The 15242-nt window shown below is 49.9% G+C and carries 10 protein-coding genes; 4 read left to right on the top strand and 6 right to left on the bottom strand.

What is annotated here, in order from left to right; all coding sequences use genetic code 11:
• The first annotated feature begins 60 nt into the window (after nt 1-60).
• On the top strand, nt 61-2532 hold the full coding sequence (locus AB9P05_RS10885; RefSeq protein WP_371908856.1) for a hypothetical protein: 2472 nt from the start codon (nt 61-63) through the stop codon (nt 2530-2532).
• A gap of 67 nt (nt 2533-2599) precedes the next feature.
• Here AB9P05_RS10885 and AB9P05_RS10880 read toward each other — a convergent pair whose 3' ends face one another.
• Complete coding sequence (locus AB9P05_RS10880; RefSeq protein WP_371908855.1) at nt 2600-2851, bottom strand: pinensin family lanthipeptide; 252 nt, start codon at nt 2849-2851, stop codon at nt 2600-2602.
• A gap of 173 nt (nt 2852-3024) precedes the next feature.
• Nucleotides 3025-3846, bottom strand: coding sequence for a DJ-1/PfpI family protein (locus AB9P05_RS10875; protein ID WP_371908854.1), 822 nt, complete (start codon nt 3844-3846; stop codon nt 3025-3027).
• Between the two features lie 120 nt (nt 3847-3966).
• Between AB9P05_RS10875 and AB9P05_RS10870 the strand changes: the two genes are divergently transcribed.
• Nucleotides 3967-4455, top strand: a complete 489-nt coding sequence (locus tag AB9P05_RS10870) for a GyrI-like domain-containing protein (RefSeq protein WP_371908853.1) — start codon at nt 3967-3969, stop codon at nt 4453-4455.
• A gap of 99 nt (nt 4456-4554) precedes the next feature.
• On the opposite strand, the gene AB9P05_RS10865 is transcribed toward AB9P05_RS10870, so the two are convergent.
• Nucleotides 4555-5502 carry a GlxA family transcriptional regulator gene (locus AB9P05_RS10865; RefSeq protein ID WP_371908852.1) on the bottom strand — a complete coding sequence of 316 codons (948 nt, stop codon included), beginning with the start codon at nt 5500-5502 and terminating at the stop codon, nt 4555-4557.
• Between the two features lie 123 nt (nt 5503-5625).
• Between AB9P05_RS10865 and AB9P05_RS10860 the strand changes: the two genes are divergently transcribed.
• On the top strand, nt 5626-6228 hold the full coding sequence (locus AB9P05_RS10860) for a trimeric intracellular cation channel family protein (protein WP_371908851.1): 603 nt from the start codon (nt 5626-5628) through the stop codon (nt 6226-6228).
• A gap of 55 nt (nt 6229-6283) precedes the next feature.
• Here AB9P05_RS10860 and AB9P05_RS10855 read toward each other — a convergent pair whose 3' ends face one another.
• From AB9P05_RS10855 to AB9P05_RS10845, 3 genes are all read right to left on the bottom strand, one after another.
• The gene (locus AB9P05_RS10855; RefSeq protein WP_371908850.1) at nt 6284-6694 is read right to left on the bottom strand and encodes a hypothetical protein; all 411 of its coding nucleotides are present in this window, start codon (nt 6692-6694) and stop codon (nt 6284-6286) included.
• 183 nt (nt 6695-6877) lie between these two features.
• Nucleotides 6878-7321 carry a lipocalin-like domain-containing protein gene (locus AB9P05_RS10850; protein WP_371908849.1) on the bottom strand — a complete coding sequence of 148 codons (444 nt, stop codon included), beginning with the start codon at nt 7319-7321 and terminating at the stop codon, nt 6878-6880.
• Between the two features lie 65 nt (nt 7322-7386).
• Nucleotides 7387-13488: an SDR family NAD(P)-dependent oxidoreductase gene (locus tag AB9P05_RS10845; protein WP_371908848.1), complete on the bottom strand. Its 6102-nt coding sequence runs from the start codon at nt 13486-13488 to the stop codon at nt 7387-7389.
• A 1234-nt stretch (nt 13489-14722) separates the two neighbouring features.
• Here AB9P05_RS10845 and AB9P05_RS10840 point away from each other — a divergent pair.
• Nucleotides 14723-15184: a Dps family protein gene (locus AB9P05_RS10840; protein WP_371908847.1), complete on the top strand. Its 462-nt coding sequence runs from the start codon at nt 14723-14725 to the stop codon at nt 15182-15184.
• The last annotated feature ends 58 nt before the right edge of the window (nt 15185-15242 follow it).

Here is a 15242-nt window from a genome sequence, read left to right as displayed (position 1 = left end):
ATTATACTTTTAGTATGATTGGCCATATGGCATGCCCTTTGCCGGACCACTAAGTAACATATGAAAAACAACCGCATCATCTCCTCAGCATACCTCTACACACTGCTATTCATCCTGCCCGGGTTCATAGCCTGCGGGCAGGAAGAAAAGCAGGTTATTCCTATCGATCTCGACGGAAAATATGGCGTCGTGTATGTAAACAGCTACTTCACCACCAAGTCCGATCAGGCCATCCGCCTCGTAGACGAGCAGGAACTGGGCCGCAACCTCGAAAAGCCCGCCAAGTCAGAGTGGCAGCCCACCCCCCGCAATAACTGGATGGGCAAAGGCACCCCCCGCGAGGTAAAGCCATGGATCACCATAGACTTTCCCGGCTACTACCGCATACATGAGATAGCCTTTTTTGACGGCCCCGGCGAAGGACGCTTCACCATCTACAGCGGCGATGTACCCGACTGGGTCCGCCAAGACAGCAGGCAGGCCCACCAGATAGTAGACACCACCCTCCAGCGCTACATGAAGTGGACCACCGTCACACCCGCCAGTCACCAACCCACCCGGCGCGTGCTCATACAGGTAGATGCCGCAGACAGCACCAACTCCTCCCCACGTGCCCCCATGGAGATCGTATTTTATGGAGAAAAAGTAAAAGACCTGGAAGAAATACCTGAATACAACACCCCCACACAGCATGCCCTCATTAAGGATTTTTGGGGAGTCAATACCTTTAACGACGACCCCCAGGGCCCTAAAATGGCCTTTAGCAGGCTAAGAAACTATCATAACTGGGAGTGGGTAGAATACAAAGAAGACACCCTCCTGTTTGAAGGAAACTCCAGGAACGGCTTTAACTTTAACCGGTACTACAATAACATGGCCCGGCTGGGCCTCGAAAACTGGCCCGTACTCAAAGCCACCCCCACCTGGCTCAGAAACAACACCGGCTCCAACAACTGGGCACCCGCCCCCCCCGCATCATACGACACCATGATGCTCGGCGGTATGTTCGGACAGTACGCCCAGTACCATCGCATTTGGGCCGATAAGTACGGCCAGCCCCGAAAAAATGATGAGGGCGCACCGGGTCAGATCCGCTACCTGCAGATAGGCAATGAGTGGGACAAAAACTGGGACGACCGCCAGTCCCTCATGCTCGCATGGGAGTACGCCCCCATGGTCAGCCAGGTATACGACAGCCTCCGGACCGCAGAGCGATACGTTGGCCTCCTCGACGCACCCGATGCCCGGCCCGACATTCACCGCAAAAAAGCCGTAGCCATGTGGTTCGAGGCATTCGGTAAGCCCTACCCCTTCGCCGCCCTTGCCGACCACCACTACAGCAATACCGCAGGCGGCCAAGGCTACAGCAAGGCCGGCATCAGCCCCGAAGCCGACAGCCTCCTCCTCTATACCCATACCGAAGAAATAGGCCACTGGATAGACCGCTGGCTGCCCGACAGCGTAGCGTACTGGCGTACAGAATACGGCTGGGACACCCACCCCCAGAGCGGCCAGCGGGCGCCCGCCATTGGCAATAAGAACGAAGAGCAGGTACAGGCCGAGTGGATCATCCGCGGAGCACTATACCATGCCGCCCTCCCCATCGATGAACTCTACATGTATATGCTACGTGATGTAGATGTCCTCACCGGAAAATACGCCAAAGGCAAATACCGCACCAGTGGATTCCTCAAGTCACGCGATGCTGACTACGCCAAAAAGCCCGCCTGGTACTACGCCAATACCCTCCTCCACCGCCTCGGTGACTACCGCTTCCATAGCTGGCTACCCTCCGGTGATAAAAACATACGCGTACAAAAATGGCTGCATGAAGATGGACAAACCCCCGCTTACGTCCTATGGAGAGGCACCAGTGACGGCAGCACCACTAAAGACTTCCGCCTCCCCCTCCCACAGAATGTCACCATCAGTCAGGCGATAGGCTTTGCTGATAAACAGCCCACCGGTACAGAATTACAAGCCCGCACAGAAAGCGGTGAGGTCATCATACAGGAGGTAAGCGAATCGCCCGTCATGCTATTTGCCAGTCAGAATAACGATCAGACCTCTGCTGGCGCCAGTGCCCGCCTAGTAGCCACGCCGTCAAAAAAGAAGAATCTGCCGCGCCTCTACCGCCTCACCCCCCCTATGGTAAGTCATAACAAGCCCAATGCAGGTACCGAACTGGTAGACAACCAGACAGGGGCCGGTGACCCCCTGGCCGGACAGGGTAACGTACTGGACGATGAGCCCAACTTCAGCAAAGGCTTTGACCTCCCCCTTACCACCACCATTACCCTCCCGCAAGAGGAGGAAGTTGCATGGCTCTACTTCTTTGACACCAATGGAGACGGCAGAATGTCCATAGAAGTAGAAGACGCCCGCGGCAATCGTACCCCTATAGGAGAGGAATACTTCCAGGTATACATGAAGTGGGCCGACTGGGCCGTAAACCAGAAAGTAAAGAAGATACACCTCACCTTTCACGAGCCAGGTGCCAACCTGAAAGAAGTATTGGTATATACCCGGTAAAAAGGATTGGATAAAACGAAAAAAGCTGCCCCAAGGGGCAGCTTTCTCAATAAGGCTATATCAATTATCAGTCACACGGCGAGTAACACGTGATCAGCTCCCGGGTGCCGCAGTTCAGGCCTGTGCCTCCGCCTCCGCCTCCCGTACCACCACAGCTATTACATCCGCCCGACCCTTCACCGGACTGGCAGTCTACAAACTGGCGGGTACAGCAGTCACTGTAATACCCACCCTTAACCGTTTGTGCTTTTTGGTCCGACAGGTTCGTCTGAAAGCTTTTTACAGAGATCACTTCAAGAGACAGCTTTTCTTTTTTCATAGCATTATGTTTATAAGTTAAATAAATACACAACAGCCTCTTCCATTAGCTTCAGCTATTATGTGGAGTACTCAGAGAAGAGCCCATTATATACGCCCGTCCCTCTGGCATTATTAAAATACAAAATAATAACCAGCACGCAAACAAGCCCTTACATGACATGATATTGAAATCTATCTGTTATAATACTTAAGACGATCTGCACCACCTATAATCAGGCCGTTTTCAGGCACCCACTTATCATACTCCATATATCCCGCCGCCTGTACAGCCGCTTCCTTCCCTCTCAGCTTTGCCACCAGGTGCAGCGCCCCGTCTATACCCGCCGAGATACCCGCCGTGGTTATCACCCGGCCATTATCCACAAAGCGCACATCCGCCCGCACATCCGCCTCCGGTACCAGCTCACGCAAGCCCTCTATACTTTGGTGAAAAGTAGTCACCGTAAGCCCATCCAGTTGACCCGCCCGGCCCAGGATAAATGCCCCTGTACATACCGAAAACAAGTGATCCGCCCCCTCAGCCCGGCTTTTCACCCAGTCGATTACCTCCGGATCATTAGTGGGCAGCCCTGAATTACCCCCGAAAAAAGCCAGTATATCAGCCTCCGGCGCATCATCCAGGCTATAGTCCGGCACCACCCTCAGCACCCCCTGCGAGATTATAGGATCCTTCGTCTTAGAAACAATAAACACCTCAAAGCCCGCGTAGGAAAAAACCTCCAGCGGCCCGGCAAAATCCAGCACCTCTACCCCGTCCTGCAGGTAAAAGGCCACCGTAATCTTATCATTATTCATTTGCTTTTCTCTTTCATCCGTAGCCATGTTCACCAGCTCCATACCGCAGTGCACACAATGACCTGCCTCCTCATAAACCACATCATCGCAAGCCAGACCGCAGGGGGGGCAGTAGAATCCGCCCTCTGGCAAAGACCGGTAAGCACTGGCAAAAAGGATAGCCACTGCTGCCAGTGAAATTAAAACAAAATTTCTCATAATTATCAGGGTTGATTTAGCGTAAAAGTAAATCCATCACCTCCCTCCCACAAGGACAGGATTACGCAATATCCGGCCAAAAATATTGTACATTGCCGCTTTAGTAAAACTGGGATAATAATGGAAAAGGCAAGGATCATACAGACCGATGGGTTTCTGCTGGCAGGGATGCCCATGGAAATGTCACTTAATAAGGACCAGACCAATATCCTTTGGCAGGCTTTTATGCCACGCCGCCAGGCCATCCCCCAACCCATAGGGCATGACCTTTATTCAGTGGAGATTTACCCCTCCGGCTTTGAGATGGCCACCTTTGATAACAGTACTGTTTTCACAAAATGGGCTGCCGTAAGAGTAGCTTCCGCAGATAACCTGCCTCGAAATATGAAGCCCCTCCAAATACCCAAGGGCAGATATGCCGTTTTCATTCACCATGGAGTGGCAAAGGATTTTAGCAAAACAGCCGCCTTTATTTATGAAGAGTGGCTACCCAAAAGCGGATACATGCTGGATCAGCGCCCCCATTTTGAGGTCATGGGCAAAAAGTACTACGGCCCAATAGACCCCCGCTCCCAAGAAGAAGTCTACATACCTGTGCGGCCTGCATAGGTGCGGCCTGCATAGGTGCGACCTGCATAGGTGCGACCTGCATAGGACAACCCCCATAGATTAATACAATCGCTTACAAAATCATAGCGCACCTACCCGTCAGGCCATAGCCTCCCGGTATTTATTTAATAAATGCCGCACCTGGTTAGTACTGGATAGCCCGCAAGCCTCCGCAATGAAATCCCGCGTGTGCCCCAGTCTTTCCAGCCGCAGGGCTTCCTCTGCCCTCAGTTTTTCATGGTACAGCCCGATTGTAATTCCGGTCGTTTCCCGAAATAGCCGCGTCAGATTTCGGGAGCTTGTCCCCACCACCTCAGCCAGGTCACTAAGTGTACATTTCTCAGCCAGGTGAGCACTCAGGTGCTCCTGCACCCTGTGCACCCTGCCGTTAAGGTGATTCCGGTATTGCAGGTACACACTTAGCTGTGGGTCCCCCTCTCCCCGCCTGTGATACACCACCACCTCCCTCGCCACCCGTCCCGCCAGCGTTGTGCCATACTCTTTTTCCAGCACATACAGCGCCAGATCGATGCCCGAAGCCACCCCCGCACTCGTCAGCAGCCTCCCCGCATCCGTAAAAAGCCGGTTCTCCTTAAGGTCAATAGCCGGAAACATCTCCCTGATCGTACGGTAAAACTTCCAGTGAGTCGTGCAGAGCTTTCCATCAAGTATACCCGAGGCCGCCAGCAGAAAAGCACCCGTACATACAGATGCCACATTTGCCCCTCCTTCATATGCCTCCCTCAGCCATTCAAAAAAAGCACTGCGTTCTCCATAAAAAGACTCACTGAGCAGCAGGTCCGATTCAAGCCCCGGCACAAATACGTAATCCCCCGGCTGTAAAGTATAGTTACTAAAATGCCCTAAGCGCCCCAGTACCAGGCCTGCCGTAGACTGCACCATCTCTCCCTCATCCGGAGAAGCAAACACCAGACGAAGCGGTGCCCCCATATCTGCCGCTTCATAAAAAATATGAGCCGCCCCCGTCAGGTCCAGTAAATGTACCCGTGGCGGCACGATAAAGACGATGGTTTTTTCTGTAATCATACAGTCCTGTAAAGCACTTAAAGGTAGACAGGCATAAGGTTTTAAAAAAATGAATCCTGACAGCCTTCTTTTCCGTTCAATAGCCTTTACATTTGGAGCAATACCACGACTAAGCGAGAACAGATGACCTTACAGTACATACTAGAGCTAGCTGGAACATACTTTTTTGCTGTATCAGGAGCCGTAGCCGTGCAGGACAAAGATCAGGACTGGTTTGGAGCCGCTTTTACGGGATTTATCACCGCAATAGGAGGCGGTAGCCTGCGGGACATCCTCCTGGGAAGCTACCCCCTCGTATGGATAGACGATGTACTTCTCATCTATGCCATCATAGCAGGTGTGGCCACCACATTCCTCTTCTTCCGTGTAATAGCCAAGCTGCGCAGAACCTTTCTGCTATTTGACTCCCTGGGAATAGCCTTTTTCACCATCCTCGGGCTGGAAAAAGCCCTGAGCCTCGGCGTCACCGCCGAGATTGCCGTGATCATGGGCATGTTTACCGGCGTAATGGGCGGAGTCATACGTGACACCCTCACTAACGAGATGCCCGTTATCTTCAGAAAGGAAGTCTATGCCACCGCCTGCCTTTCAGGTGCAGGAATGTACCTCACCCTTAAGTACTTTGGAGTAGAGCGAAGCCCTAACATGCTCATATGCATAGCACTCGTAGTCGCTATCAGGCTGTTGGCCGTCAGGTTTAAGCTGTCACTACCTACCCTCAAATAGAAAGAGCTGCCCCGGTAAAAAGGCAGCTCCGTTAACACAATGATTAAACTCTTTATTATCCTTCAGCAAGCCATTTTTTGGCGTCATGGATATTATTGAAGGACTTAATGTTATCTGTTTGAGGCATCGCCTTTTTGGCAGAAAGCTCGGCAAAGATGTTTGCTGAAAATATCCAGGCAAACTTTTCAAGGCCTGCTTCGAACATTTGAGGGAACCACACAGTAGATGTCCACTCGGCAGCTTCCTGCCATGGGCCGGTCACCTTTGAGTTGTCATTCAATACGTGGGTAACCCCTTTTTCCTTTACAATTTCAAGGATTGTTTCACCGGACTCCATGATCAATTGTTTGTTCTGGAATCCTAGCCAATTGCAGTAAAGATGGTTATCCTTCTGCGAGTAGCTGATCTCAATGTTTTTGGCCAAATGGACCACCTCGAATGAAGATACAGTAGCTGTTGAATCCATATCTGGTATTTTGCTAATTGTTAATAAAACAAATGTAGAGACGTTATATCAACTAATCAGGTAAGTAAACTATCAATTCTTACGACGTCCGGATTGGCACATAATTGTGCCCCTAAGGGGGTCAAATTGCCATTAATCGTCCCATTTGCACCATATCGCAACAAAGGAAACAGCAATATTTTATCATTGAGTATCAGAACGTTTCCATTTTAGTGTAAACCTACGTACCTCTTCCCCGGCCAGCACGGGAGGAGTAGTTAATAACAGGTAGTCATTTTGCACTGACACGTACCTGACCTGCTTATCTCCCACCCAGTTTGGAAACAGGGCCCCCTCCACTATATTCACAACCGTATCCGGTTCTTCCCCTTTTTCATAAGTGCCATAGTAAGCAAAATAAGAAGTGAAAGCAGCAGATATTTCTTCCGGTTCTCCACCTAAAATACCCTCCGATCCAAACCTGCTCCTATCAGACCGGTGCACCTGAACATTCATCCGGCCTCTGCCGTCAAACATCAGTATACCGCCCGGCCCGGGGCCGAAGTAATCCTTCTCATCTCCCCCTCCATCCCGGTACGTCCAGCTATCCAGTAGCCAGGTTCCTTTAATCTTTTCCAGTATATCCATTCCTGTCATAATAACTTACAAAAAGAAAAGCCCCCTGTACCCGGGAGGCACAGAGGGCTTGTGTATCAGCGTATTTTTTCGGTCAATCGTTTAGAAAGAATCCCTTTGATGTAACCAGTAAGATAGTCAGCATCATTCACCACGTAGCGATGTCCTCCCGGCCGCTTCACCAGGCAGAAAGTACCGCGGGTCATCCCCTTCCACTTTTGTACCTGGTCAAAAGTAAGCAGGTTATCCTCCTCAGCCCCAAAAGCTGTGAGATCAGCCGCCCACGCTTCCTGGGGCCTGTACTCATAGGTAGTGAGTACTTTCATATCATTCCGTATGGTACTGATCAGACGTTGCTGTAAGCCCTCATCACCCCCCAGGTTCTCTAACCTCAGTTGAGGATAAAACCCGGTAAGCTGTGCTTCCGGCATGCGGTAGTCCACAATGCTGCGATCATAGGCATCCGGCATAGGTACACTGGAGACCATAACATGTACCGGAGCCTGCAGCTTTGCCTTAGATATACTGCGCATAACCTCGTACAGCAATGCCCCTCCCATACTGTGACCAAAGAGCATATAAGGCCTGTCCAGGTAAGGCGTCAGCTCGTGGGTTATACCTTCTGCCAGTTCCACCATCGTCATCTCACCAGCGACCGGCTGGCCATCCCGGCCCGGCAGTTCTACAGCCAATATTTCAGTATCATGCCCTAAAAGTGGAATCCATTCTTCATACATCCCCGAATCACCGCCAGCGTCGTGAAAACATATCAACCGGTTCTTTGCTTCCCGTTGCACCCTCATCTGCCTGATGTACTGGTGCTCCACTTTCGTATCCCCGGCAGATACGGTCTCCAGTGACCTCATCACCTCCTTATACAGGAAAGACGAGAACTCCCCGAGAGTAGGGTGCTGCCGGAAAGATGCTACGGAAATTTTGAGCCCCAGGCTCTTCTCCATTTTGTTCCGCAACTGTATCGTCATCAGGGAGTCCACACCCAGCACACTAAAGGTCATGGATTTATCCAGTTTTTCCGGACTGGACTTGATCACATTGGCCACACATTCGATCATATTACTGAGAATAAGGTTTTTCCCCTCCTCAGCGCTCTCAAGCGTAGCAATCATTGCCGGCACATTGACAGTTTCCACCTGACAGGCCACCCCCTCATTCATTAGCGCGGCAAAATAAGGAGCCCTGCTAAACCGTGGATAGTACGAGGCCATCTTCTCCCCATTTATCTCACAGACACCTATCCGGCTCATATCCGGATGATAAGCCCCTGCAAACAAATCCATCGCAGCCTTGCTTTCCATGAAGACAAAGCCCTCAGCTTCGGCAAAGCGCTGCAGGTGAGACTTATCCGCCACCATTCCCACATCTTTTATTACCCCCCACTGCACGCTGGTAGCCGGCAGCCCCTGACCCCTGCGGTAGTCAGCCAGGGCATCCAGGCAAGTATTCGCCGCCACATAGCTGGCCTGGCCGGCCAGCCCGATCAGGGCAGAGGCAGAAGAGAACATGATAAAATGCTCCAGTGGATAATCTTTACTTAGTTCATGCAGGTTCCATGCTCCACGCGCCTTAGGGGCCAGAATCTGAGAAAGCTCAGTCCTGTCAAGGTCTGTTAGCGCATTAGGGCTTATTATTCCTGCAGCATGTACAATCCCCTTTATCACCGGCAGGCCCGTAGCCGCCTGGCTAACACTCTCGCTCAAAGAGACCATATTAGAAACATCCGCCTGTACAATCTCAATACGAACCCCCTCCTTACGATAAGCCTGTATTTTATCCATCACCTCGGCAGGTGCCATAGCCGTACGGCTAAGTAGCAGCAGGTAACGGGCCCCGTTAGATATCATCTGCTCGATAAAGCTGAAGCCAAGGCCGCGGAAACCAGTAACCAGGTAAGTACCGTCTCCTGCATACTGTACCGTATGCCCGTTTCCGGCATCCTCCATGGCCCGCAGGCGTGGGGCATACAGTTTGCTCCCCCTTAGGGCCAGCTCACTTTCAATCTCCCCCCCCGCCCTGAGCAGATTTACCAACGCCACCGCTTCGGCCGGACCCGGCTTTGGACTCAGGTCAATATACTTCAGGCCCAGTTCCGGCATTTCGTTCATTATCACACGCGCTATACCGCTTTTCGGTGCTTCTGCCAGATTTACAGGCCCGGTAGCCATCTTCAGAGGAATTAACCCGCGGGATAGGGTGTATAATGTAGCATCGCTCTTACATGCGTTCAGAGCCCTCGCCGTATAGATCAGACTCATGGCGGAGAAGCTATCAAATGGATCAGCAGCTTCCGCAGCATCTCCAAAGCAAGCCGCATGTATAACGCCGGTCCATGCTTTGGCTCCCGCCACCTGCCTATAGTGATCTTCCCTGGCAGGGTCCAGTGTCCATTGCCTGCCCTCTTCTACTCTCACCTCTTCACCAGGAATAGCCGTGAACACAGATAACTGTGCCTGCTCCATAGCCAGGGCCAGCTCTTTTGTGAATGAATTTTCATCCCCAATCAAAAGCCAGCATTGATCTTTACTACCTTCCACTGCAGCCATACCAGGCTGTTCTACAGTTACCCAGGCCTTTTCATACAGTCCTTCACCAGCCGTGGTGCTGTTAGCTGCATTGATCACCGTTCCTTCTATTCCGCTTGCCGTAAATACCGCCCGGTCATCAGCAAACAGGGTTAGCGATACAGCATACTTTTCCTTAGCACCTGTCACCAACCTATCGTCTGAATGCGCCACAAGCCTCAGCTTATCAAATGTAGCCGGCATTGTGTAAAAGGTGAGTTTTTCAATGCCGGTAAGGAAAGCTGAGCATTCAGAGCGGTCTTTCCCTGTAGTATCCATGTCGGCAAATACACTCTGAAAACAGCTATCCAGCAGCGCAGGGTGCAGGTTGTATGTTGGCAGGCCAGCCACTACCGTACTGGTCAGTTCCAGCCAGCTCCGCCATTCATTACCCCCATAGTACCCAAGGGCACTCAGCCCGCAGAAGTGATCGCCGTAGTCCAGACCCACATGCCTGAGCCCCCTGTAAAAATCTTTGGTCTGACTTATACTCACCGGCTCAGATACCGGCGGGCAGGATACAGGCACCAGTTGGTCTTCATCCATCAACTGCATACGCCCTTTACAAAGCTGCTTGTAAGGATTATCTGCCTGGCCGGTTTCGCGGTAGAAAATAAACTCCGTCAGTTGAGTATCCACGGCCATTACTTTCAGATAGATTTTGGCCTCTTTCTGCTCCTTCAGGTACACCGCCTGTTCAAAAACCAGGTCGGTTAGCCTTATTGTTTGGGTATCAAATATCTCACACCCCACCGACACAGCCATTTCTACAAAAGCCGCGCCGGGTAGCACCACCTCATCATTGACCGCATGGTCTTTTAGGTAAGGGTGCTTTGACGTGCTTATGACAGCATTAGCATACCACGTATTTGCCATGCCCGGAAGCTGGTAAGGCTCACCTATCAGCGGATGCTTACCCTCCGACTGATTACTCTTCATCGCACTGCGATCTTCCAGTGCATACGTTTCTCTCTGAAAAGGGTAGGATGGCAGGCGCACCCCATTCGGGCGCTCCATGTTATAGAACACCTCCCATACCGGATCAAAACCCTTTTCCATAAGGTCAGCAAAGTGGCCGTAAAAGATCTCACCTTCATTCTTACCTCTGAGCAGTGTGGGTGTACTGATGATGGCATGATCAAGAGCGCTGGCCGTTTCCTGTGTGGGAGTAGAAAGCACCGGGTGAGGACTTACTTCAATAAACGTAGTATACCCCTCAGATAGTAATTTTTCTATGACAGAAGCGTAGCGCACAGTCCCCCTTAGGTTACTTACCCAATACGCAGCGTCCATATCCTCCCCCGGCATTAATTTACTCTCTACCGTTGAGTAGAGTGAAACCTTCGCTGATGATGGCTTGAGGTCACCCAGCGCATCCCTTAGCGGCTCCATGAGGGGATCCATCTGAGGGCTGTGAGAAGCAACATCCACCTTGACCCTTTTACCAAACAATCCCCTTGCCTCCAGCTCCTTCAGAACCTCCTCAATGTCGGCTTCATCACCCGCCAGTACCGTGCTTTTAGCACTGTTATTAACGGCAACAGACAGGCGCCCTTTGTAATAACCGCACGTAGCCTCAGCCTCTTCATAAGTAAGTTCAGTCACCGCCATGGCCCCTCCTTTACCCGCTACTGTTTTCATAAGACGGCTGCGAGTGCAGATGATAAGGGCAGCTTCCTCCAGCGAGATAGCTCCGGCAATATGAGCCGCTGCCACCTCTCCCATGCTATGCCCCGCTACCGCATCCGGCTTTACACCCTTAGCCTCCCAAAGTCGGGCCAGCGCAATCATCACCGCACAAAGAGCAGGCTGGATCACATCGATCTCATTCAGGCGGTTTTCTTCCTGTGACGCAAACAGCACCTCTTGCAATGACCAATTCACGTAAGGAGCAAATGCCTCTTCGCATGCATCGATCGCCTGCCTGAACACCGGTTCGGACCCATAAAGCCCCGCTCCCATACCAGCCCATTGTGAGCCTTGCCCCGGAAAAATAAATACCGATTTATGCGGCCCACCGGATCCCGCCACCGCTTTATCCGCTTTTGCAATTGCCTCCTCCAGGCAGTTAATCAGCTCCCTTTTGTCTCTTCCATATACTGCCAGTCGGTAAGGCATTGGCTGACTACGCAGGGCAGCATCCTCACATAATTGCATAAATGCCTCATGGTGGCCATTCACCTGCGTGTTCAGATGATCCAGGTAGCGTTTGCCATAGACTGCCAGTGCCTGGGCCGACCGAGCGTAAACAGGAAGCATATGTACCCGCTCTTTCGGCCTTTCAGGATTTACTTTCACTCCGGCAGGACGGTATTCTTCCACCACCACATGAGCATTCGTACCACCCCATCCAAAGCTGTTTACGCCAGCCTTCATCGTCTCACCCGAAGCCACCGGCCAGTCGCCCGCTTCAGCCTGCACCTCCAACTTCAGTCCGTCAAAATCAATATCCGGATTAGGGGTATGGTAATTCAGGCTGGCCGGCAGCTGCCTGTGCTTCATAGCAAGAATAACCTTTATCAGGCCTGCCATACCTGCTGCAGCTTCAGTATGCCCTACATTCGTTTTCACAGACCCCAGGCGCAGGCGGCCATTTCTTCCCGTACTGAAAAAAGTGCCCAGCGCTTTGCATTCCGTAGGATCACCAAGCTTAGTCCCCGTTCCGTGAGCCTCCAGGTAATGCACCTTTCCAGGGGCTATTCCACTATTACGATAAGCCCTCTCCAGGACATCCAGCTGGCCCTTTACGCTAGTGGCAGGCAATGAAGCATTAAAGCCATTATTATTCATGGCACTGCCCCTTATTACAGCCAGTATATTATCGCCATCTCTTTCGGCATCTTCCAGTTTTTTCAAAATGACCATTCCGGCCCCTTCGCCCCTTACGAAGCCATCGCCTTCGGCATCAAAGGTACTGCAACGGCCCTTGGAAGAGAGGCCCCCGAATTTTGATAGCAGCACACTCTGGTCAATATCCAGTGTGTGGTTAATGCCACCAACCATGGCCTGGCGAATACTCCCCTCCCATAGTCCCTGTAGCCCAAGGTGAAGGGCTACTAATGAGGAAGAACAGCCCGTATCAAGCACTAAACTGGGCCCGGTAAACCCAAAAGTATAGGATACCCTATTGGCAATCAGGTTTGTGGACTGCCCCATGGCGCTGTGCTGTCGTACTGTGGCATTAAGGTGCTTCCGGTGATGCTCAAAATCATTCCAGATATTTCCAACATATACCCCTGTCTCACTCCCCTGCCACTTGCGCAGAGGCATATTACTATACTCCATCGCCTCCCAGGCCAGTTCAAGCATAAGCTTCTGGCTCGGAGACATTTCCATGGCCTCAGATGGAGAGATATTAAAGAACAGAGGGTCAAAGTCATCCGGATTTGACAGCAGGCTACCATGCTTTTGATTGGTCTTCCCTTCTGCACCTTTATCCGGATCGTAGTACTTATCGATTTGCCATCTTTCATCAGATAGCTCATTTACCGTCTGGAGCCCTTTAGAAAGCAGGTTCCAGAATGCTTCAGGAGTCTCTGCCTGTGGAAAACGGCAGGACACACCTATAATAGCAATAGGAGGAGTTAGCAAAGTATTCATACATAGTCAAGTTGAGGACAAACACTCGGAGAAATACAAAAAAACCCCTCCGATAGTTTTAATTTAAAAATTAATATGACTTTGATGAATTTAGTTGGAATTATAATTATGTAATAATTAACATTAATTCCGGAAGAGGAGTAACCTTTTGAGGATAATAAAATTATATATTTAGTAACGTGTGTTTCATACCCTTATTTCACCGCCATATACCTCCACATTGAAAAAGTGTTGACCACCTCAAACAATACAGTTCCCTAAAAACCGGCAATCAATAAGTGTTTAAACAGATTTTTTTAAGCAAAAAATACAATCGGTTTCCATAAATTAAGCAGCTATTTTTCAATATCTTACGAACATATCAATTCGTTTTTAACATCGAGAATCCATTTCAATACAAATAAAATTTACTGGAATTGTATTCTAACAAATGTTAGTTTTACGTAACATTTACTGATAAAAAAAAATTTTAGTAAATGTAATTCATTGAAAAATTATTTTTAATCTTAATAACATTAAATAGGCAAGGCAACTTCCTGGTTTAATTTAACTTATCAAATCTCATCCTTATACCCCATCGGATTTATCATACATAATCAAACAAGTAATATATGTGATAATAGAGGAGCCGGTGACACATTTAAGCGGATTCAGGAGGTTACCCCTATCTGGAGCCCCCATCAAATTAGATCATACTATGGAAAGTAACATCAAATAAAGGCAGCTTTATCTATGGGTGGTCCTTGTAAATAATAAATCCGCAATGATGAAAAAAGGAGACTGAGCGAGGGAAGAAAAAACACCTTGTCACGGAGGAATAGGAGGATGGGAAAAAGACCGGAAGGATGAGATCAGTCACACCCAAAACCTATTGGTCATAAATAAAAAGAAGAAGGGCTCCTTTGCCATTAATTAGGTCAGAAGGCAAAGGGCCACTTCTTCTTTCATCTTGTTCTGAATAGATTGTGACAAGTCGATTTTACATCATATTAATTGTTTCGATCGCCGTATTGTAACGTCATCCGCCGATGACAATATGAAATTGTCTGATTCACTGGTGTTTACCAAAGGTTTTTTCCCAAAGAGCCAATTGAGTTTCCCACGGCCACCTCCTTCATTCCCAAGCCATTAGGCAAATAGGCAAAAACTATAAGCCCATAGATTTTATCCATAGAAAAATCAAGACCAATAGGTAAAAACTATCGTATACTTGAATGATTAAGCAACTAAAAAGATGTCATACAACGAAACTATGGTGGCCTCCAAAACCACCACTCAACAACTTAATACACTACTCGCAGACCTGCAGGTCTACTATCAAAACCTGCGTGGCTACCACTGGAATATAAAGGGACGCCACTTCTTTTCCCTACACGAGAAATTCGAAGCCCTGTACCTGGATGCTGCTGAAAAGGCAGATGACGTAGCAGAACGAATACTGACGCTGGGAGACCGGCCATACCATACCCTGACAGAGTTTATCGCTCATGCTAATCTTGAGACACAAGCAGATATTTCGGACGGTGCCGAAGCAGTAGCGTCACTTCTAAGTGATATTGACCACTTACTGGCTTCGTTCCGATCTTTGCTAAGCACAGCAGGAGAAAATGAAGATGAAGGCACCACAGCCCTTATGTCTGATTTTATCAGGGAGTTTGAAAAAACAAGATGGATGTTTCGCTCCTGGAAGAGCTAATTGGATTTTAGGCTAATGAAAAAGCCCGGCTGAAATCAGCCGGGCTTTTTTTACAATC

Source organism: Roseivirga sp. BDSF3-8, from assembly GCF_041449215.1.
In the GTDB taxonomy this organism is placed as follows: domain Bacteria; phylum Bacteroidota; class Bacteroidia; order Cytophagales; family Cyclobacteriaceae; genus JBGNFV01.
Note: the sequence above shows the minus strand (reverse complement) of the source record. Positions and strands in the feature narration are given on the sequence as shown.